This is a genomic window from Nocardiopsis oceani, from assembly GCF_054777395.1.
On sequence record NZ_BAAHAR010000001.1, the window covers coordinates 239,502 to 260,150 of the forward strand.

Consider the following 20,649-nt stretch of genomic DNA (forward strand, 5'->3'; position numbering starts at 1 on the left):
CGGACCGAATCCGCTCCCGGATCCCTTGATCATGTCAGTTGCGGCTCACTAGGGAACGCGCGAGGAACAGCATGTTGGCCGGACGCTCCGCGAGGCGGCGCATGTAGTAGCCGTACCACTCGTCGCCGTAGGGAACGTAGACGCGCACGCGCTTGCCCTCGGCGGCCAGCCGGACCTGCTCACCGTCCCGGATGCCGTACAGCATCTGGTACTCGTAGTCGTCCGGGCCGCGGCCGTTGGCGGCGGCCAGCTCACCGGCGATGGAGACCATGCGCGGGTCGTGCGAGGCGACCATCGGATAGCCCTCGCCCTCCATCAGGATGCGCAGGGAGCGGACGTAGGCCCGGTCCACCTCGTGCTTGTCCCGGAAAGCCACGGACTCGGGTTCGTCATAGGCGCCCTTGCACAGGCGCACACGCGAACCGGCCCCGCTGAGGTCGCGGCAGTCGGCCTCGGTACGGCGCAGATAGGCCTGGAGCACGGCCCCCACGAACGGGAAGTCCTCGCGCAGCTCCCGCAGGATCCCCAGCGTGGAGTCGGTGGTGGTGTGGTCCTCCATGTCCAGCGTCACCGTGGTACCGATCGCCTTGGCGGACCCGGCGATCAAGCGCGCGTTGTCCAGCGCGATCTTCTCGCCGTCCCGGTTCAGGAACTGGCCCACTGCGGAGAGCTTGACCGACACCTCAGCACGGTCGCCGAGACCGGCCTCGCCCAGGGCAGCGAGCAGGTCCCGGTAGGCGTTCACCGTGTCCGTGGCCTGGGACAGGTCCGTGGTGTCCTCACCGAGGAAGTCCAGGGTGATGTGGCGGTCCGTGGCCAGCTCCCCCACGGCGGGCAGGGCCTCCTCCAGGTTGGCGCCGGCGACGAAACGGCTGACCATGGCCCGTGTCATGGGAGTGCGCTCGATGACCTCCCGGCAGGTTGCGGACCTGGCGGCGAGCAGCAAGGGCTTGCGAAGCATGGTGACCTCGGAGAAGACGTGCGCGAGCCGACGGGCTGGCGCGGACGAAGAGTGCGGCCGGTCGGTGCCGCCGACCGCTTCAGTGGGTTCCTCGGGGGGTCGGGGCCGCTGGAACGCGGCCCCGGGTGGCTCGCGCACCCCCTCAGGACGGAGGAGGGGGTACGCGGCCGGGCTACCCCGGACGGGGCGGCGGAACTACCCCTGGTGGGGGTAGGAGGACTCGGTCGGCGCGACGAAGGTCTCCTTGATGGCGCGCGGGCTGGCCCAACGGGACAGGTTCTGAGCGGAACCGGCCTTGTCGTTGGTACCGGAGGCACGGGCGCCGCCGAAGGGCTGCTGGCCGACGATGGAGCCGGTCGGACGGTCGTTGATGTAGAAGTTGCCGGCGGTGAAGCGCAGGGCCTCGGTCGCCTTGGCCACCGCCGCGCGGTCATTGCCGAGGACGGCGCCGGTCAGCGCGTACGCGGAGCCCTCGTCGACGATCTTGAGGACCTCGTCGAACTTGTCGTCCTCGTAGACGTGGACGGCGACGACCGGACCGAAGTACTCGGTGCGGAACACGTCGTTGGACGGGTCCGTGCCCTCGATGATGGTCGGGCGCACGAAGTAGCCCACAGAGTCGTCGGCGGTACCGCCCGCGATGATGTCCAGGGTCGGGTCGGACTTGGCGTCCTCGAGGACCTTGGACAGCTTGTCGAAGGAGCGGCGGTCGATGACGGCGCCGATGAAGTTCGACAGGTCGGAGACGTCGCCCATGGTCAGGGCCTCGGTCTCAGCGACCAGGTCGTCGCGCATCCGCTCCCACACGGAGCGGGCCACGAAGGCGCGCGACGCGGCGGAGCACTTCTGGCCCTGGTACTCGAAGGCGCCGCGCACGATGGCGGTGCGCAGGACCTCCGGGTCGGCGGAGGAGTGGGCGACGATGAAGTCCTTGCCACCGGTCTCGCCCACGATGCGCGGGTAGGAGCGGTAGTTGGAGATGTTCTCGCCGACGCTCTTCCACAGGTGCTGGAAGGTCTGGGTCGAACCGGTGAAGTGCACACCGGCCAGCTCCGGGTCGTTCAGGGCGATGTCGGAGACGGCGAGGCCGTCACCGGTGACCATGTTGATGACGCCCGGGGGCATCCCGGCCTCCTCCAGGAGGCGCATGGTCAGCTCCGCGGCGAACTGCTGCGTCGGGGACGGCTTCCACACGACCACGTTGCCCATGAGGGCCGGGGCGGTGGGCAGATTGCCCGCGATGGCGGTGAAGTTGAAGGGGGTGATCGCGTAGACGAACCCCTCCAGCGGACGCTGCTCCATCCGGTTCCACACGCCGCGCACGCTCAGGGGCTGCTGCGCCATGAGCTGGCGCGCGTAGGAGACGTTGAAGCGCCAGAAGTCGATGAGCTCACAGGCCGCGTCGATCTCCGCCTGCTGGATGGTCTTCGACTGGCCGAGCATGGTGGCCGCGTTGATCGTGGCGCGCCAAGGACCGGCGAGCAGGTCGGCAGCGCGGAGGATGATCGCGGCGCGGTCGTCGAAGGACATGGCCCGCCAAGCGGGGGCGGCGGCCTTCGCGGCGGCGACGGCGTCGCGGGCGTCCTGGTGGGTGGCGTTGCGCATCGTGCCCAGGACGGATGCGTGGTTGTGCGGCTGGACGGCGTCGATCGGGTCACCGCCGCCCATACGGCTCTCGCCGTTGATCCGCATCGGCAGGTCGATGCTCTCCCGGCCGGGCTCCTCGAGCTTGGCGACGAGTTCGGCGCGCTCCGCACTCCCGGGCGCGTAGGAGAGGACGGGTTCGTTCACCGGCAGCGGGACGTTGGTCACGGCGTCCATGGGCACCTCCCTGGAAAGAATGTCCCTGAACGAGCAGGGTTGGCTGATTCAACCGTCCCAGAACAGCCCCCCTCGAACCTTGTGGGCAGGGCCACTCTTTGCCAGCCTTATTTGTCCGCTAGGACAAGTCGAGGCATTCATGGACGCATGGCCCCCCGCACCCCGACCTCGCCGTTCCAGTAGTGTCATGCACCATAAGCAAACGGTGAAGGACACCATCATGCCTGGTCAACAGGGATCAGAAAGCTCAGAGAGCACAGGACTCCCCCTGCGTCGCCTGCTCCTCGCCCTCGGCGACCCCATCGTGGACGTCGCCGCGGCACCCGACGGGCTTGATGTCCAGGTGGACAACGTGGTCATCCTCGACCCCGAGGACCGGGGCGAGGCCCGCGAGGGCGACCTGGTCCTGCTCATCGGTGTCCGCGGCGGTGCCGCCCGGCGCCTGGTGCGCGCTCTGGCCGAACAGGGCGCGACGGCGGTCGCGGTCAAGACCAGCGGGCACGTCCAGCCCGAGGAGGTACTCCCGCCCCCCAGCGACGCCCGGGTTCCCCGCCCCTCCCGCGCCGGCGGGTACGACGAGCTGCGCGGGCTCCGCGCCCAGGCCCAGGAGAGCGGTATCGCCCTGCTCGCGGTCCGACCCGAGGTCCGCTGGGACCAGTTGCAGTCGGTGTGCCAGAGCATCGTGGACGATGCCCGGTTGACGGCGGCCGAAGACCTGGGGGAGGCCACCGGCGACCTGTTCTCCATGGCGCAGACCATCGCCCAGCTCACCGGCGGCCTGGTGAGCATCGAGGACTCCGCGAGCCGGGTCCTGGCCTATTCCAGCGGAGCCGAGGTCGACGAGCTGCGTCGGCTCTCGGTCCTCGGCAGACAGGGCCCCGAGTCCTACCTGGCCCTGCTGCGCGAGTGGGGCGTGTTCACCAAACTGCGTGCGGGCGAGGAGGTCGTACGGGTCGAAGAACACCCGGAACTGGGCATCCGCCGACGCTTGGCGGTCGGGATCCACGCCGGACGCCGACCCTTGGGCAGCATCTGGGTCCAGGAGGGCTCCCACCCCTTGGCCCAGCACGCCGAGGAGGCTCTGTTGGGCGCGGCCCGCACCACCGCGCTCCAGATGATCCGCCAGCGCACCCAGACCAGTGCCGGGCTGCGGTTGCGCGAGGACCTGCTGTCCAGCCTGTTGGAGGGGCGGATCGACGCGAGCGCGCTCGCCGACACGGTCGAGGTGCACACCGACCGGGCCGCGCTGGTGGTCGCCTTCTCCCTCAGCCAGCCCGCCGGAGGGGGCCCGGCGGGGGCCGCCGGCGAGGTCGCGGAACCCGAGGGCAGTGAGGCCCCGGAGCGACCCGACCGGCCGGAGCGGGAACTGCGGCGCCGCCAGCTGATCGACCTGGTCTCGGTGCACACCGCCGCCTACCGGCGCAGTTCCCTGGTGACCGAACTCGACGGGCGGGTGTACGTGCTGCTGCCGGACCTCGCCCGGGCACCGGGCAAGGACGGTTGGCGCGGGGTCGAGCAGTCGGTTCTGGCCCTGACCCGTAAGACGGTGGGCGCGGCCCGGGCCGCGCTGGGGCTGTACGTCCAGGCGGCCGTGGGCTCACTGGTGGAACGGCTGGGCCACGTACCCGACTCCCGTGCCGAGGCCGACCGGGTGCTCGACGCGATGAGCCGCGACCTGGACCGGGAGACCGACTGGGAGGTGGCCACCATCTCCGACGTGCGCTCCCGGGTACTGATCAGCGAGACCCTCGCGTACCTGCGCGCCGACCCGTCGCTCCGCGACCCCCGGGTCATCAGCCTGATCGAGTACGACCGTGCCGGCGGCGCCGACCTGGTGCACTCGCTGCTGGCGTACCTGGAGGCCTTCGGCGACGCCCGGGCGGCAGCCGAGCGCCTGCACATCCACCCGAACACCCTCCGCTACCGCGTCCGCCGGGCCGCCTCTGTGAGCGGTATCGACCTGGGAGACCCGGGCGAACGGCTGTTCACCCAGCTCCAGCTCCTGATGGAGCAGCAGGGACCGGACCCCGAAGAGGTCTAGCCGGCCGGTGTCACGTCGCAGGCGGCCGGACCGTCAGAACGGTAAGGAGACCGGGACCAGGCCAATCACGTGAGCGGGGAAGCGCCGACATGAGCCTACAGATCACCGTGCTCGAGGGCGGCTTGCTCGAGGGCGCACTCCTCGTCACCACTGTCCTCTGCGTCCTCGTCAACGGGATCGAGGTGGCGGCCAAGGCGGTGCGGGCCCGCTTCGTCATGGCGAACTCGGCCGAGGTCGGGATCGCGCCGCGCTGGATCCCGTACCTCGCGGTGGTCGAGGGGGCCGGTACAGCGGGGCTCGTTGCCGGACTCTTCGGGCTACCCCTCATCGGCCTGGCGGCCGCGGCGGGACTCGTCGTGTTCTTCGTCGTCGCGGTGCTCGTCCACGTCCGCGCCCGGGTATTCCACAACATCGCCTTTCCCGGGCTCTTCCTGCTCCTCGCCGCGGGTTCAGCGGCGTACTTCGCCTTAGTCCCCACCTGAACCGTCAGAGGGTCACCGCGTTCTCCAGCTCGTCCAGTGCCGCCCCCAGTTCCGCACCCAAGTCGTGGGCAGGGTCCCGGGACCAGGACCGGAGCGTACTCAGACAGACCCCGACCACCGCGCCGGCCAGGGCCCGCACGGCCGGGTGGTCCGCATCCAGACCGGTACGTTCGGCCACCATCGCGTTGACCAGGTCCATCCCCTTGGTGAACAGGCCGAGGTTGGCCGCCCACAGTTCCGGCACGAGCAGCATCCCGGCGTCCCGTTCCGCGCGCGCGGCCCGCTCCTCTGGGGCCAATGAGTCGAACAACGACACCAGCGTGCCGCGCAGCGCCCGGAGCGCGCTCAGGTCGGTCGGCTGTTCCCGGAAGGTGCTGACGAAGCGCTCCTCGAAGGAGTGGAAGCCGTCCAGCACCAACAAGTCCTCCTTGACCGGGAAGTAACGGAAGACCGTGCTCGGCGCGACCTCGGCCGCTTCAGCGACCTCTTCCACGGTCGTGCGCTGGAAACCCCGCTCTCGGAACAGCCGCAGCGCCCGCTCTTGGATCAGGGCCCTGGTTCTGGCCTTCTTGCGTTCCCGGAGTCCCGCCATGCCGTGGGCACCTCGAAAAAATAGGAGTCAACTTTCATTTGACAGTGTACTTTTACTTTCACCGAGATTCTAGGAAGGCAAGCATGGACTCCACACCCTTCCCGTCCGCCGCGACCCGGCACACCGCCGTCACCGGCCTGCACCACGTGGGGCACGTGGTCCACGACATGGACACCGCCAGGGAGGTCTATCAACGGCTGGGCTTCCGCACCCCGCCCGCCGCCTTTCCGGCGCTGCCCCCGGAACCCGGGGCTCGCCCCCGTGCCTTCGGCGCGGGGAACACGCACGCCTACCTGCGGAGCGGGTTCGTCGAACTGGTCACCGTGCTCGACGAGGGCGCTGAACTCCCCGACGGCGCACAGGCGCACACGTTGACCGCCGAACCCGGGAAGCTGGAACACCTGACCCGCGCGGTCAGCGACGCCTCGGGGCGCATTCGCGGTGCGCTGGAGCGATTCGAGGGGATGCACATCCTCGCTTTCGAGGCGGACGACGTCGACGCCGCCGCGGCCGGGCTCTCGGCCGCCGGAGTGGCCCATGGCGGGGTGAACCGGCTCCAACGGCCCGTGGAGTCCGCGGAGGGAACGGTGATGGAACCGGTGGCCTTCCTGGAAGTCGACACCCCCGAGCGCGCCCCCGAGGGCCGGCTCGCGCTGGCGGAGGGGGTCGGGGCGCGCTCCGTGGCACACCCCAACGGCGCGGTCGCGCTGTTGGAGGCGGTACTGGCGGTCCCGGACACCGAACTCGGACAGTACGCGCGACGCTACGAGGCCTACACGGGTCGCACCGCACGGCGTTCGGAGGAGGGTCTGGAAATCGACCTGGTGGGAGCACGGCTGGTGCTGGTCGGCGGCTCGGCCCTGGACTCGGTGGTGCCCGGCGCGGCGGTCCCGCCCTGCCCGGTTTCGCCGCCTACACGGTCGAGGTCGAGGACCTGGCCGTGACCGAGGCCCACCTGCGCGCGAACGGGGTGCCGTTCGGGCGGACCCTCGACGGGATGGTGGTGCCCGCGGAGGCGGCGCTCGGCACCGCCGTGGCCTTCCGGGCCGCTGACGCGGTGGTCTGAGTACCCCCGGTCGGACTCGAACCGACACTTGTGACCCTTTTAGGGGGCCTGCCTCTTCCATTGGGCTACGAGGGCGTGCCCATCATACCGGCCGGGACGATTGCCCACTTTGGTTCGCCTTGGCCGGATGGGGACACGAAACGACCGGCTTCCTCAGGAAACCGGTCGTTTCGTACATCCCGAAAGGACGTGCGGGCCGTCCGCCCGCGTGTCGGGTCAGCTCACCCGGCGCAGGTGACCGTCCTCGACCTGCGGGTAGCTGGCCTCTTCGAAGGCCTGGCGCGGGTCCGACATCTCCGGGAGCGCGGCGAAGTCGCGGCGCAGGAAGAGCGCGAGCGTCCAGTCCGAGAGGACACGCAGCTTGCGGTTGAAGGTCGGCACCGCGAGCAGGTGGTAGGCGCGGTGGGCGTACCAGGCCAGGCGGCCGTTCAGCTTGATCTTGCCGAACAGCTGGGCAGCGCCCTTGTGCAGGCCGAGCCCGGCGACCGCGCCCAGGTTCTTGTGCTGGTAGGCCTTGAGCTTGCCGTTGCGCAGCGTCGCGATGACGTTGTCGGCGAGCACCGGCGCCTGGCGGACCGCGTTCTGGGCGTTGGGCGGGTAGAAGCCGCCGTCGCCGTCGGGCACCTGCGCGTTGTCACCACCGGCGAACACGTTGTCCGTGCCGTTGACGGTGAGGAACTCGCTCGTGTCGACGTGGCCCTTGGGCCCCAAGGGCAGGTCGCTGGCGGCGACGACCGGGCTGGGCTTGACGCCCGCGGTCCACACCAGGGTGCCCGCGTCGAACTCGGCGCCGTCGCTGAGCTTGATGCGCTGGTCGACGGCGGACTCGAGGAAGGTCTCGAGCCGGACGTCGATGCCGCGGCGGCGGAGCTGGTTGAGCGCCTTGCCGCCGACCTCCGGGCCGACCTCGGGCAGGATCTTGTCCGCGGCCTCGATGAGGTAGAAGTTCACGTCCTCGAGGTCGATCGAGGGGTGGAGGCGGACCGCGTCGCGGACCATGTCCTCCAGTTCGGCGACGGCCTCGGCCCCGGCGAACCCGCCGCCGACGAACACGAAGTTCAGCGCCTTGGCGCGAACCTCCTTGTCGTCGGTGGAATCGGCGATGGTCAGCTGGTTGAGCACGTGGTTGCGCAGGTAGGCCGCCTCTTCGACGGTCTTGATCCCGATGCCCGACTCGGCCAGGCCCGGGATGGGCAGGGTGCGCGAGACCGCGCCGGCCGCCATCACGAGGTAGTCGTAGTGGAGCGTCTCCGGCTCACCGACGTTGGGCTCGTAGCGGACCGTGTTGTCGGCGTGGTCGATGCGCGCCACGCGGCCGCCCAGCACGCGGACCCGGCTGAAGGCCTTCCGCAGCGGGACCACGACGTGGCGCGGGGAGATGTTGCCCGCGGCCGTCTCGGGCAGGAACGGCTGGTAGGTCATGTAGGAGTTCGGGTCGATGACGGTGATACGGGCTTCACCGGACCCCAGCTTCTTCTCCAGCCGCCTCGCGGTGTACATCCCGAGGTAACCGCCGCCGACGATGAGGATGTGCGGGATCTCCGCCTCGTCCCCGCCGCCGTGTACCAGCCGGTAGTTCCTGCTCTCGGTCATCGCATTTCCGCCCTAACGGTTCTTCTGTGGCGCCCTTTCCCAAGGGCCGCGAAGGTTTTCACGGTCTTCGGTGACCCGCGCCGGTCGGCGCCGGTCCCCTCTGAGCCGTGGTTCTTACCCCGGCTCCTGCTGGAAGGTGCTTGTGCATCCTTTCACAAGCCCTTACCTACAGGAAGGTTCACATCCGCCTACCTTCAGACCACCCCTCAGCTCAGGCGAAGGGTGTTTTCGCAGGTCAGATGGGTTGTGAATGCTTTCACAAGAGTCACGCGGGTGATGCGTCTCACCGAAGGACCCCGGTGCGGCCCTCCCGAAAGACCCTTCGGTCAGGCACGAAGTCCCCTACCGGGAGGTCGCACGGTCGTCGAGCCCGTCTTACCCCGGCCCGATGAGACTCCACGCAACACCGTCGAGGATGTCCTGTTCACTCGCGGTGAAGTGGCCTGCGCCCGTGCGCGCCAGCACACGGGACAGCACCAAAGCGCCCGCGCCGATGACGTCCACCCGGCCCGGGTGCATCACACCGATCTCCGCCCGCTCAGCATGCCGCGAGGACAGCAGGTCGCGGGTGATCCGGTCCAGTTCCCGCGCGCTCACCCTCGTGTGGTGGATGCGCTCGGAGTCGTAGTCGGGCAGGTCCAGGGCGATCCCGGCGACCGTGGTCGCGGTCCCGGCCACACACACCACCGAACCGGCCTCCCGCAGCGGGACGACCTTCTCCACCTCGTCCAGAGCCGAGTCGATATCGGCTGTGGCCGCCTCGACCTGCTCCTCGGTGGGCGGGTCGTCGCGCAGGTGGCGCTCGCTCATCCGCACGCAGCCGATGTCCACCGACAGGGACGCCCGGACCAGGTCCCCGTCCTCGCCGCCCAGCACGAACTCCGTGGAGCCGCCGCCGATGTCGACCACGAGGAAGGGCGGCGGGAAGTCCCCGTTGGCTTCGCCGTCGGCCGCCGCGGCCTCAAGCTCGGCCGTGGCGCCCACGAAGGACAGCTCGGCCTCGTCCAGGCCGGTGACCACCTCGGGCTCCACACCCAGGATCCCGCGGACACCGTCCACGAACTCCTGCCGGTTGCTGGCGTCCCGGGTCGCGCTGGTGGCGACCATCCGCACCGAATCCGGGCCCAGCTCGATCCCGTGCGCCTCAATCGCCTCCGCGAACTCCCGCAGCGCCGCGAAGGTCCGCTCCAGGGCCTGGGGCGCGAACGCGCCGGTCTCGTCGACGCCCTCGCCCAGCCGGACGATCTCCATACGCCGGTCGGCATCGACCACCTGCACCTCGTCACCATCCACAGCGACGACGTCGGCGATCAACAGCCTGATCGAGTTGGTTCCGCAGTCGATCGACGCGACACCGCTCATGAACCGTCCGTCCCTTCAGCGCCCTCGGGGGCGTCCTCGTCCACGCACACGCACGGACCCTTCTCCCACCACTTCGGGAGCTCCTCCAGGGCCTGGGCACCGAAGGGGTTGGCCCCCGGCGCGGCCAGCTCATGACCGACCAGCGCATGCAGGCACTTGACCCGGGTGGGCATGCCACCGGTGCTCTGCATCCCCTCGGGCAGCGGCTCCAGTCCGTCCACACGCGCCTGCTCGGCCCGCTCCGCGAGGTAGGACTCGTGGGCCTTGGTGTAGGCGGCCTGGAGTTCCGGGTCCTCACCCAGACGCTCCTGCATCTCACGCATCCGGCCGTCGTTCTCCATCCGGCCGATGGCGGAGGCGGCGCGCGGGCACGTCAAGTAGTACAACGTCGGGAAGGGGGTGCCGTCTTCCAGGCGGGGAGCGGTCTTCACCACGTCGGGAAGGCCACACGGGCAGCGGTGCGCTACGGCGCGCACGCCGCGCGGTTGACGGCCCAGCTGGAGTTCGATCGCGGCGAGGTCCCGGTCGGAGGCGGGACCGCCGTCGGTGTGCCCCGGAACGGGCTGATGTGCGGAAGTCATGACCCACACAGCATAGGCGCTGCGCAGGGCGGAGCGGCCACCGGGCAAGCGCCCGAGAGGCAGGTCAGAGGCCGTCGTCCACCTGGGGGCTGTCGGCCTCCTCCACCGAGCGCCACAGCTGCGCGAACCACGGTTCGGCGGGCTCCTCCAGGTCCGCGTCCGCCTCGCTCTCCGTATCGGGGCGGATGACGATGTAGGCGGTCTCGTCCGGGTACTGGTAGTGGAGCCGGGAGCGGGCCTCGCGCTCCACGTACTCGTCCTCGCGGAGTACCTCCTGGCGCTCCTCCAGGTAGGCGACGTTCTCCTCCATGCGGGCGCGCTCGTCCTGGAGTTCCGAGATCTGGGACCGCTGCATGATGTACTCCCGCAGCGGATAGGCCAGGCTCAGCGCGATGGCGCAGACGACGAGGGCGAGGATCGCCGCCCGGCTGGTGAGCATGGGCCGCACCTTTCCGGTGCGGCCCATGCCGGAGTCCTTCGTGCCCGACCGCACAGCGCCCGTGGCGCCGCGCTTCCTCGCAGGGCCCTTGGCGGACCTGTCGGATTTGGTCGCCTTCTCGGCCTTTGTGGGCTGCTGCTTGGATTCGCGGGACACTGGGGCAGACTAGCCGCGCTTGGCGAACCTCGGGAAGGCCGACACGCCCGCGTAGACGGCCGCGTCGTCCAGCTCCTCCTCGATCCGCAGAAGCTGGTTGTACTTGGCGACCCGCTCGCTCCGCGCCGGGGCACCGGTCTTGATCTGACCGGCGTTGGTGGCCACCGCGATGTCCGCGATGGTCGTGTCCTCGGTCTCGCCGGAACGGTGGCTGATCATCGCCGTGTAACCGCTGCGCTGGGCGAGGGAGACCGCGTCCAGCGTCTCGGTCAGGGTGCCGATCTGGTTGACCTTCACCAGGAGCGAGTTCGCGGTGTCGGAGAGGATGCCGCGCTGGAGCCGCTCGGGGTTGGTGACGAACAGGTCGTCACCCACGAGCTGGACCTTGGCGCCGATCTGGTCGGTGAGCTTCTTCCAGCCGTCCCAGTCGTCCTCGTCGAGGGGGTCCTCGATGGAGACCAGCGGGTAGGCGTCGACGAGCTCCGCGTAGTAGGCGGCCATCTCCTCGGCGGTGCGGGTCTTGCCCTCGAAGGTGTAGACACCGTCGGCGAACAGCTCGCTGGCGGCCACGTCCAGGGCCAGCGCGATGTCGGTGCCGACCTTGTAACCCGCCTTCTCGATCGCCTCGACGATCAGGTCCAGTGCGGCGCGGTTGCTGTCCAGGTTGGGTGCGAAACCGCCCTCGTCGCCGACGCCGGTGCCCAGGCCGTGCGCCTTGAGGACCGACTTCAGCGAGTGGTAGACCTCGGTGCCCCAACGAAGGGCCTCGCTGAAGCTCGCGGCGCCCACAGGAGCGACCATGAACTCCTGGATGTCGACGTTGCTGTCGGCGTGCGCGCCACCGTTGAGGATGTTCATCATCGGCACGGGCAGGACGTGCGCGTTGGGGCCGCCCATGTAACGGAACAGCGGCAGGCCGGCCTCGTCGGCGGCGGCCTTGGCCACGGCCAGGGAGGTTCCCAGGATGGCGTTGGCGCCGATCCGGGACTTGTCCGGGGTGCCGTCCAGGTCGATGAGCGCGCGGTCGATGATGCGCTGCTCGTCGGGGCTGTGGCCGAGCAGCTCGTCCGCGATCTCGTCGTTGACGGCGGTGACGGCCTTGGTCACGCCCTTTCCGCCGTAGCGTTCGCCGCCGTCACGCAGCTCGACGGCCTCGAACTGGCCGGTGGAGGCGCCGCTGGGGACACCCGCGCGGGTGATGGTCCCGTCGTCGAGCAGAACCTCGACCTCGACTGTCGGGTTACCCCGGGAATCAAGGATCTCCCGCGCCTGTACTGACTCGATGGACGCCACGATCTCTCCGTCTCTTCGGTGTTCGGGCCCACGCTCTCCGGACCCGACACGAGCCTAGCGACCCCGACCGCCCCTACGGGAGCCCACCCCGCCACATTGGTCTAGTCCTTATCGGCCATTCCGGCTTCCAGGGCGGAGAGGGCGATCCCCACGGCGGCCGCGCGGTGGGCGGCGCACTCGTCCGGGGGAAGCATGACCGCGATGTCCTGGATGCCGCCCAAAGCGGTCACGGCACCCATCTTGGCGGGGGTCGCGGGCTCCGGGCCGACCAGCGCCCGGTCCAGGCGCTGGCGCCAGGCGACGACGGACTCGACGAACCCCATTTCCGCCAGGGCACCCATGTCGTTCAGCAGGGCGAGCAGCAGAGTGCTGTGGCGTACACAGAGGTCGAAGTAGCCCCCCAGGATTTCGCGGGGGTCCTTTACCGACCCGCCCTCGATCCACTCGAGCATCTCCTCGGTGTCGTCGCGCAAGGGATCGATCAGCGCCCGCAGCAGGTCCTTCTTGGACGGGAAGTGGTAGTAGAGCGCCGCCTTCGTGATGTCGAGCTGTTCGGCGATCTCCCGAAGGCTCGTCTTCTCGTAGCCCTTCTGCCCGAAGAAGTCCAGGGCCACCGCCCTGATCTCGGCCTTCGTGTCGTTCTGCGCTCTGGGCACCCTCGCCGCTCCCGTTCTCTCGCCACCGGTCCGGCGAGTCTACCCCGAACTTTCCGGCCGGTAAGTTACTTGACGCCCGGTAAGCAACTGCCTAACGTGGATGCTCCACCACAGCCAAGGAGCTCTGACGGCCACATGACCGCCGTTCGAACCGTCCTCGTCTCCGGCGCCAGCATCGCCGGGCCCGCCCTCGCCCACTGGCTCCACCACTACGGCATCCGCACCACCGTCGTGGAGAAGGCGCCCGCGCCACGGAGCGGCGGCCACGCCATCGACATCCGCGGCGCCGCCGTCGACGTCGCCGAGCGCATGGGGGCGCTGGACGCCATCCGGGCCGCCCTCACCGAGACCAGCCGGACCGCCTTCGTCCACGCCGACGGCCGAGCCTACGCCGACCTCGGCACCACCCTGGATACCGACCACAGCCGTTCCCTGGAGATCGTGCGCGGCGACCTCACCCGGATCCTGCACGAACCCACCACCGAGTACACGGAGTATCTCTACGACGACTCCATCACCGGCCTGGAGGAGAAGCCCGACGGTGTCCGGGTGGCTTTCCAGCGCTCCGAACCGCGGGTGTTCGACCTGGTGGTGGGTGCCGACGGCCTGCACTCCAACACCCGCGGCCTGGCCTTCGGCCCCGAGGACGACTACGCCCGGTACCTGGGCGCCGTCATCAGCATCTCCACCGTCCCCAACCACCTCGGCCTGGACCGGGAGGCCCGCTTGTACAACGAGCCCGGCCGGGGCGCCGGGATGGTCCACTCCCCGCGCTTCGACGGCGCCAAGGCCTTCATGCTCGTCCACGCACGCGAACTGGGCGGGATCGACCGGGCCTCGGAGGAGGCGCAGAAGGAGTTCCTGCGCGAACGCTTCGCCGGGGCCGGGTGGGAGTGCCGCCGGATCCTGGACGGTCTGGCCGACAGCCCGGACTTCTACTTCGACTCGATCAAGCAGATCTTCATGGACCGCTGGTCCCGCGGAAGGGTCACCCTGCTCGGCGACGCCGGATACTGCCCCTCCCCCATGTCCGGGCAGGGCAGCTCTCTCGCCATGGTCGGCGCGTACGTCCTGGCCCAGGAGCTGTCCCGGCACGACGAACTCGGCCCCGCACTCGACGCCTACGAAGCGCGGATGCGCCCCTACGTGAAGGCCAACCAGGACATCGCCGACACGGGGATCGGCTTCCTCGCCCCGCGCACCCGGCTGGGACTCGCCGCGCGCAACACGGTCCTGCGGTTCAGCGTCCTCCTGGCACGCCTGTCCGGCTTGGACCAGCGGATCGTCAGGGCAGCCGAGGGGATCGATCTCGACGCCCCGCGCCCGCAGCCCGGCGTTCGGACACCCCTCGGGTAAAGGTCCGGCATGCGCCCGTGAGAACTGCCCCGTGCAGATGAGAGCCCCGACCGCTTCCGGGCGGAACAACAGCGTTTCGGGTGTTCTAAACAAAACCGCCCGGAAGCGGCCGGTCCCCTTGTCCCGGGCCCGTCCGCGCCTATAGTTCGAGTCATCGACAGCCGTGGGCCCTGCCCTGTCCACGCCCACACGGCGAGGCCCGCGCGGATGGTGGGGACTCGATGGCCAACCCTCAGACCGAACCGGCGGACGGGGCCCTGCGCCCGGCGCGCCAGAGACGCGGAGAGTTCGTCCTGCTCCTGTCCGCGATCGGGGTGACCGCGGCGTCCATGGGCTACGCGTCCATGGCGATCACCGGCGGGATCGACACCCAAGTCCTCGTCTACACGCTGGCCCTCGGGGGCGGCGCGCTCGGCCTGCACGTGCTCATGCGCTTCGTGACGCCGTACGCCGACCCCGTACTGGTCCCGGTCGCCACCGCCCTCAGCGGGCTCGGCGTCACGATGATCTGGGCGCTCCAGATGACCCGCAACGTCAACCCCGGGAGCGGGGAAGCCGACCGGCAAATCCTGTGGGCGCTGGTCGGCATGGGCCTGTGCGCGGGCACCGTGTTCTTCGTGCGCAACCCCCGGCGGCTGACCATGTACACGTACCTGATCGCCCTGGTCGCCTTGGTCCTGCTCATTCTGCCGCTGTCACCGATCGGGCACGAGGTCCTGGGCGCGCGGCGGTGGATCATGGTCGGTCCCTTCACCATGCAGCCCTCGGAGTTCGCGAAGGTACTGCTGGTGGTCTTCCTGGCCTCCTACCTGGGCCGGCAGCGCGACATCCTGGCGCTGGTCAGCAGGACCGTGAAGATCGGCAGAGTGAAGGTGTTCAGCGTGCCGCGCGCCCGGGACCTCGCCCCGATGGGCGTGGGCTGGGGCATGGCGATCCTGCTGCTGGTCGGCACCAGGGACCTGGGCACCTCGCTGCTGCTGTTCGGCACGTTCCTCGCGGTGCTCTACGCGGCCACCGCGCGCAAGTCCTGGGTGCTGATCGGCCTGGTGGCCTTCTCCGCCGGGGCGTACGTCGCTTACCTGCTGTTCGGACACGTACAGAACCGGGTGCGGATCTGGCTGAACGCCTTCGACGAGGAGGTCTACCACAGCGCGGGCGGCAGCTTCCAAGTGGTGGAAGGCATGATCGCCCTGGCCTACGGCGGCCTGCTGGGCACCGGCTTCGAGCAGGGCGACGCACAGAACATCTTCGCCGCCGACAGCGACCTGATCCTGGTGTCCGTTGGCGAGAAACTGGGCCTGACCGGCCTGATGGCCGTGCTGGCCCTGCTGTTCCTGTTCGCGCAGCGGGCCCTGCGCATCGCCCTGGGGTGCAAGGACGTGTTCCTCAAACTCACCGCGCTCGGCTACGGCTTCCTCACCGCCTTCACCGTGTTCATCGTGTTGGGCGGCGTCACCCTGATCATCCCGCTCACCGGCATGACCACACCGTTCCTGTCAGCGGGCGGATCCGCGCTGATGGCCAACTGGCTGATCGTGGGCCTGCTGCTGGCCATCAGCGACTCCGCACGCCGGCCTCAGGAGATGTTCAGCTCCGGCATGGCGCCCGGCGACCCCGCCACCGAGGTGATCAACGTGCGCAACCTGCCGGACGGCCTCCGGGAAAGGCAGTGAGCATCAAGACGAGGATCCGGGTCAGGTGAGGAAGGTGATGCAGAGGGAGGCCACGAGGATGCCAAAGAGCATCACGACCGCCGAATAGCCGAGGATCTGCCCCGCCCGCAGCTTGGTCAAGGCCAGCAGGGGCAGCGCCCAGAACGGCTGGATGCCGTTGGTGAGCTGGTCGCCCATCGCCACCGCCATCACACCCACACCCGGCTCGATACCCAGGGACTCCGTCGCACCGATGACCACCGGGCCCTGCACCGCCCACTGGCCGCCGCCCGAAGGCACCGCGAGGTTGACCAGGCAAGCGCTGATCAGCGCCCAGAACGGGTACGAGAACGGGGTGGAGAAGGAGATGAACCACTGCGTGATGATCTCCAGCAGCCCCGAGCTGTCCATGATCCCCATGATCCCCGCGTAGAAGGGGAACTGGATGACCACTGCGGAAGCGTTCTTGGCGCCCTCCGCGGCGGCGGACGAGTAGCTCGCCAGAGTCCCGTGCAGCCCCAGGCCCGCCATCAGGAACGTGAAGTTGAGCAGGTTGATGTCCATGCCCACGATGCCGTCAGCCACGAGGGCCGGCACGAGGTAGACGAGGCCGACGGCGACCACCGCGTACACCAGGATCCGGCTGTGCATGAGGCGCTGGGCGGGTGAGAGCACACGCAGTTCGGTGCGGGTAGGGCGGCCACCCGAGCCGCCGCCACCGAGCGGACCGTCGTCGGAGGTGTCACCGATCTGCTCGCTCTCGTCGCCCTTGGGGTGCATGCTCATCAGCAGCAGCGGGGCACCGATCAGCATCGCGACGAGGAAGACCAGGTTGAACGGCTGGAAGATGGTCTCGCTGAGGGGAATCAGACCGATCTGGTCCTCCAGGAAGTGTCCCTCGGTGTTGACCAACAGCGGCGCTGAACCGGACAGGCCGCTGTGCCAGACCATCAGGCCCGTGTAGCCGCCCGCGGCGAGCAGCGGGAAGTGCACCTTGATCCCGCGCTCCTTGCAGGAACGGGCCACCTCCACGGCCAGAAGGGCACCGGCGATCAGGCCGAGCCCCCAGTGCACGATGCCCAGCAGGGCCGCGCCCAGGGCGGTGACGGCCACCGCGCTCAACGGCCCGCGCGCCAGCCCCGCCACCCAGACGATCGCCCTGCGGGCCGGAGGCGATGAGGCCAGCGCGTAACCGGTAACCAGCACGAGGGTCATCTGCATCCCGAATTCCAGGAGGTCCCAGAACCCGCCGTACCAATCCCCGACCAGGCCGATCGGGGTGCGGTCAGTGAGGAAAAGGGCCATCCCGAAGACCAGGGCGGACAGGATGATCGCGAAGACGAAGGCGTCCGGCACCCACCGGGTGCTGAACGCCGCGAGGGCGTTTCCGAAACGTCGCATGGTTCTCCCGTACGGAAGGAGAGCGCAGCCGGATGGACGGTGCCGGACCTGCGGTTTCTCCTTATTGACGACAGAACTCTGTTGCCTACGCCACACCCGAGTCAAGGGTGGCAAACCCACATCGGAGGAGGTGGACTGTAGGGCGGGCGAGGATTGCCCGCACCCGGCGCCGGACCTGCATCCCAGCGGGGCCGGGCAGAGCACCGAAAGTGACCGCCCCCAGGCTGCTTACAAGAGCAGGTCGTTGGGCTTCAAACCCCCCTGCGGTGCAGCTGGGGCTTTACAGGTGCGGGTCACCACCGCGTATGGCCGGGGTCCACAACGCCCTGGGGTGCGGGTGGGGCTTTCAGGGCGGGGTTTGTCGGCCCGGGGGCTTGAACCCAGCCCATTGGAGCACTCACCGCAGCCACCAAGAGAATTCGAATATGACCTCAGGGACGCAGCTTGTTCGTGCGTTCTTCGCTACCTGGATCCCCAGTCGTGACGCGAGCTGAACCACACGCGCCCGGAGTGGTCACTCGCCGGTTTTCGCCCAGTACTCGCGCCACTGTTCTTCGGTGAGTTCGCGGGGCTCGTGCCCGTCAGCTCGGGCAGCTGCTTCGGCGGCACGGACTCGGCTGTCGAATCGGCGGGCGGCGGCCCGGAGGTCGGTCTCGGGGTCGCGTCCTTGGTCGCGTTCGGCCGCGACCGCCTCGAACAGCTCTCCGCCCTCGGCAGCGTCGTCGCCGACCAGGTCGGCGGGGAAACCGTTGCGCACGGCACGCTTCTGGAGCTCGTAGGCCAGCAGTACGGCAGGCTGGGCGAAGGGCACCCCGTCGAGCACTGAGGTCTCACCGTTGCCGCCGTTGGCTTTGGCCTTCTCCGCGCGCTCGGCCGCCTTGATCGCCTCCCAGTTCGACCACACCTCGTCGGTGCCGGACACGTCCTGACCGCCGAAGACGTGCGGATGGCGGCGGGTCATCTTGTCGATGATGGCGTCGGCGACGTCGTCCACCGTGAACCGGGCCGGGTCGCCCTCGGGGCGTTCGGCGCCGATCGCGGCGTGGAAGACCACCTGCAACAGCACGTCGCCGAGCTCCTCGCGCAGCTGCGGGTAGTCGCCGTCCTCGATGGTCTCCAGGGTCTCGTAGGACTCCTGGATGAGGTACTTGGCCAGGGACTCGTGGGTCTGCGAACTGTCCCAGGGGCACTCGCGGCGCAGTGCCTCCATCACCTCGACCAAGCGTAGGACCCGGTGCCCAGCCGGGTTCGGTGCGTCACTCAACTGTCGTCCTCACTCACGTGCTGGTCGGACACGGGAAGCCAGCCGCCTTCGCGCAGGGCGGTCAGCACAGCGGCCACGGACTCCGCGGGGGCCGCGCCCACCGTGTCGACCACCAGGTCGGCGTCGAGCGGTTCCTCGTAGGGGTCGGAGATTCCGGTGAACTCGGGGATCTCCCCCGCACGCGCCTTGGCGTACAGACCCTTGCGGTCGCGGGCCTCGCACTCTTCGAGGGGTGTTGCCACGTGCACCAGGAAGAAGTCCCCGAACTCCTCCACCATGGCACGCACCTCGGCCCGACCGGCGGCGTACGGCGCGATCGGCGCGCACACGGCCACACCGCCGTGGCGGGTGATCTCCGAGGCGACGTAACCGATGCGGCGGATGTTGAGTTCGCGGTCCTCCCGGGAGAAGGTCAGCCCTTTGGAGAGCATGCGGCGTACCACGTCGCCGTCGAGGAGGGTGACCGTGCGCCCTGCCCGGCGGATGCCGTCGCAGACCCCTCGGGCGATGGTGGACTTGCCCGAGCCGGACAGGCCGGTGAACAGCAGGGTGATGCCGCGTCTGGTGCGGGCGGGGCGCAGCCGGGAGAGTTCGGCGCTGACGCGGGCCGGCGTGAACCAGGAGGGCAGTTCACGTCCGTGCGCCAGTTCCTGCTCGACCTCTTCTTCAGAGAGCTCCGCGAGGACGTCGCGGGGGGCGACGTGGGTGCGGGGCTTCCAGAGCGCCTCGTTCTCGTCGTACCGCCAGGGCTCGGGGTCCAGGACGGTCAACGGGGGCCGGCGGGCCATGACGCGCTCGGTCTCGGGACCCGCACCGCCGGCCTCCACCAGCACGTGGGTGGCCCCGTGGGCGGCGGCGACGTGCGCGGCTAGGGCGGCGTCGCGCTCGGTCCACACCCCGCCGAGCCGGCCGGCGGAGCGCGCCTCGGCCCGGGGCAGCGTGACCACGACGAACGTGCTCCGGGGCGGCAGCAGTGGTTCGGCCGCCAGGACTGCGGTGGCCAGCCCCTCATCGTCCTGGCCGGTGTCGATGATGACCAGGACCTCGGCGCGTTCACCGCCCCTGCCCAGTGCCTCGGCCTCGGCCCGGATCTGGTGCAGGGCCCGGTGGTGCAGGGGACGGTCGGTGACCACCGCCAGCAGGGGCTGGTCGGCGGAGAGTTCGAGCTCGCGCTGGGCGCGGACCTCGGCTGGGGCGGTGCGCAGCTCGCGCAGCACCCCGTACATGGGCGGGCGCAGCAGTGTGACGTCGCCGGCCAAGTAGTGGCGCGGGCCGACGCCCCCGGAGTCCATGATCGGCTCCTCGGGGACCTCTCCGGTGCTCTCCCAGTGCTCTCGGACCACCAACTCCGCCAGCGGCGCCCCCTCCAGGTCGGTGAGGGTGAGCCGTTCCGCCGCCACCAGCTCCTCGGGCACTTCGAGGGTGACCGGAACCGGCCAGGGACGGCCGTCGAGCAGGCGGCCCTCCCCCGCCACCGAACGCGCCTCCTCCCGAGTCATGAACCCGGGCAGCGGGTAGGCTCCGCTGAGAATGAGCTCCAGGTGGGCGAGGCCGTCCGGACCTGGGGCGAAGACCGGAGCTGCCGGTCGGCCGGTGTCCTCGACCGACCCGTTCCCCTGCCATTGGGCGCTTACCACGTGCTTCCTCTCCTCGGGCCGTCCGCTCGGGGCTGTCCGTAAAAGCCTGCGCCCAGCGTATGCCCGCCGTGGCTCCCCACCGGGCGCCCCATCTCACGATCCGGAATAGCGGCAGCTCAAGGCGGGTTCACATGAACGTGACCCGACCTGTTCTCCCGGAATCGGGGACCGGGCCCGAACCGACTCGACCCCCGAACCCGGGCCGCGCGCGACCGGCGGACTGGTTAAGCTGAGGGGAGCCGGGCGGCCCATGCCCATCCAGTACGGCCGCCCACCACCGTCAACGCTCACGTACG

General features: G+C 69.6%; 18 protein-coding genes and 1 tRNA gene. 6 read left to right on the forward strand and 13 right to left on the reverse strand.

The genetic code is table 11. The features are described 5' to 3' along the window. Positions 1–34 precede the first annotated feature (34 nt). On the reverse strand, positions 35–961 hold the full coding sequence (locus ACYVDG_RS01000) for a proline dehydrogenase family protein (protein WP_460745849.1): 927 nt from the start codon (positions 959–961) through the stop codon (positions 35–37). Positions 962–1,156: 195 nt separating this feature from the next. After that, positions 1,157–2,782, reverse strand: a complete 1,626-nt coding sequence (pruA, locus tag ACYVDG_RS01005) for an L-glutamate gamma-semialdehyde dehydrogenase (protein ID WP_460745794.1) — start codon at positions 2,780–2,782, stop codon at positions 1,157–1,159. Between the two features lie 220 nt (positions 2,783–3,002). Between pruA and ACYVDG_RS01010 the strand changes: the two genes are divergently transcribed. Together ACYVDG_RS01010 and ACYVDG_RS01015 are read left to right on the forward strand one after the other, a co-directional pair. Beyond that, positions 3,003–4,823, forward strand: a complete 1,821-nt coding sequence (locus ACYVDG_RS01010) for a helix-turn-helix domain-containing protein (protein ID WP_460745796.1) — start codon at positions 3,003–3,005, stop codon at positions 4,821–4,823. A gap of 89 nt (positions 4,824–4,912) precedes the next feature. Then, positions 4,913–5,305: a DoxX family protein gene (locus ACYVDG_RS01015; RefSeq protein ID WP_460745797.1), complete on the forward strand. Its 393-nt coding sequence runs from the start codon at positions 4,913–4,915 to the stop codon at positions 5,303–5,305. A 4-nt stretch (positions 5,306–5,309) separates the two neighbouring features. Here the strand turns inward: ACYVDG_RS01015 and ACYVDG_RS01020 are convergent, their stop codons facing one another. Next, positions 5,310–5,897 carry an acyl-CoA-like ligand-binding transcription factor gene (locus ACYVDG_RS01020; protein WP_460745798.1) on the reverse strand — a complete coding sequence of 196 codons (588 nt, stop codon included), beginning with the start codon at positions 5,895–5,897 and terminating at the stop codon, positions 5,310–5,312. An 83-nt stretch (positions 5,898–5,980) separates the two neighbouring features. Here ACYVDG_RS01020 and ACYVDG_RS01025 point away from each other — a divergent pair, with 83 nt between their 5' ends. Together ACYVDG_RS01025 and ACYVDG_RS01030 are read left to right on the forward strand one after the other, a co-directional pair. Next, positions 5,981–6,841, forward strand: coding sequence for a VOC family protein (locus ACYVDG_RS01025; RefSeq protein ID WP_460745800.1), 861 nt, complete (start codon positions 5,981–5,983; stop codon positions 6,839–6,841). After that, on the forward strand, positions 6,838–6,963 hold the full coding sequence (locus ACYVDG_RS01030; protein ID WP_460745802.1) for a hypothetical protein: 126 nt from the start codon (positions 6,838–6,840) through the stop codon (positions 6,961–6,963). The genes ACYVDG_RS01025 and ACYVDG_RS01030 overlap by 4 nt, the downstream gene beginning before the upstream one ends. 1 nt (position 6,964) lies before the next feature. On the opposite strand, the gene ACYVDG_RS01035 is transcribed toward ACYVDG_RS01030, so the two are convergent. The 7 genes from ACYVDG_RS01035 to ACYVDG_RS01065 all read right to left on the reverse strand — a co-directional run bounded on the left by ACYVDG_RS01035 (position 6,965) and on the right by ACYVDG_RS01065 (position 13,043). After that, positions 6,965–7,038: transfer RNA gene (locus tag ACYVDG_RS01035), tRNA-Leu, on the reverse strand. Positions 7,039–7,179: 141 nt separating this feature from the next. After that, complete coding sequence (locus ACYVDG_RS01040; RefSeq protein ID WP_460745805.1) at positions 7,180–8,556, reverse strand: NAD(P)/FAD-dependent oxidoreductase; 1,377 nt, start codon at positions 8,554–8,556, stop codon at positions 7,180–7,182. 375 nt (positions 8,557–8,931) lie between these two features. Next, positions 8,932–9,918 (reverse strand): Ppx/GppA phosphatase family protein, encoded by a 987-nt coding sequence (locus ACYVDG_RS01045; RefSeq protein WP_460745807.1) that lies wholly within the window; start codon positions 9,916–9,918, stop codon positions 8,932–8,934. Then, positions 9,915–10,499, reverse strand: a complete 585-nt coding sequence (locus ACYVDG_RS01050) for a DUF501 domain-containing protein (protein ID WP_460745810.1) — start codon at positions 10,497–10,499, stop codon at positions 9,915–9,917. The genes ACYVDG_RS01045 and ACYVDG_RS01050 overlap by 4 nt, the downstream gene beginning before the upstream one ends. A gap of 64 nt (positions 10,500–10,563) precedes the next feature. After that, entirely contained in the window at positions 10,564–10,938 is a 375-nt protein-coding gene (locus ACYVDG_RS01055) for an FtsB family cell division protein (RefSeq protein WP_460745850.1), read from the reverse strand. Positions 10,939–11,103: 165 nt separating this feature from the next. Continuing rightward, complete coding sequence (eno, locus tag ACYVDG_RS01060; RefSeq protein ID WP_460745813.1) at positions 11,104–12,387, reverse strand: phosphopyruvate hydratase; 1,284 nt, start codon at positions 12,385–12,387, stop codon at positions 11,104–11,106. A gap of 101 nt (positions 12,388–12,488) precedes the next feature. Continuing rightward, on the reverse strand, positions 12,489–13,043 hold the full coding sequence (locus tag ACYVDG_RS01065) for a TetR/AcrR family transcriptional regulator (protein ID WP_460745814.1): 555 nt from the start codon (positions 13,041–13,043) through the stop codon (positions 12,489–12,491). Positions 13,044–13,178: 135 nt separating this feature from the next. Here ACYVDG_RS01065 and ACYVDG_RS01070 point away from each other — a divergent pair, with 135 nt between their 5' ends. Together ACYVDG_RS01070 and ACYVDG_RS01075 are read left to right on the forward strand one after the other, a co-directional pair. Beyond that, entirely contained in the window at positions 13,179–14,399 is a 1,221-nt protein-coding gene (locus tag ACYVDG_RS01070; RefSeq protein WP_460745816.1) for an FAD-dependent monooxygenase, read from the forward strand. A gap of 221 nt (positions 14,400–14,620) precedes the next feature. Then, the gene (locus ACYVDG_RS01075; protein ID WP_460745818.1) at positions 14,621–16,072 is read left to right on the forward strand and encodes an FtsW/RodA/SpoVE family cell cycle protein; all 1,452 of its coding nucleotides are present in this window, start codon (positions 14,621–14,623) and stop codon (positions 16,070–16,072) included. Positions 16,073–16,093: 21 nt separating this feature from the next. On the opposite strand, the gene ACYVDG_RS01080 is transcribed toward ACYVDG_RS01075, so the two are convergent. The 3 genes from ACYVDG_RS01080 to cysC all read right to left on the reverse strand — a co-directional run bounded on the left by ACYVDG_RS01080 (position 16,094) and on the right by cysC (position 20,353). Continuing rightward, positions 16,094–17,452 (reverse strand): short-chain fatty acid transporter, encoded by a 1,359-nt coding sequence (locus ACYVDG_RS01080; RefSeq protein ID WP_460745820.1) that lies wholly within the window; start codon positions 17,450–17,452, stop codon positions 16,094–16,096. 514 nt (positions 17,453–17,966) lie between these two features. Then, positions 17,967–18,662, reverse strand: a complete 696-nt coding sequence (locus tag ACYVDG_RS01085) for a MazG family protein (protein ID WP_460745852.1) — start codon at positions 18,660–18,662, stop codon at positions 17,967–17,969. 50 nt (positions 18,663–18,712) lie between these two features. Next, positions 18,713–20,353, reverse strand: coding sequence for an adenylyl-sulfate kinase (gene cysC / locus ACYVDG_RS01090; RefSeq protein WP_460745822.1), 1,641 nt, complete (start codon positions 20,351–20,353; stop codon positions 18,713–18,715). Positions 20,354–20,649: the final 296 nt, after the last annotated feature.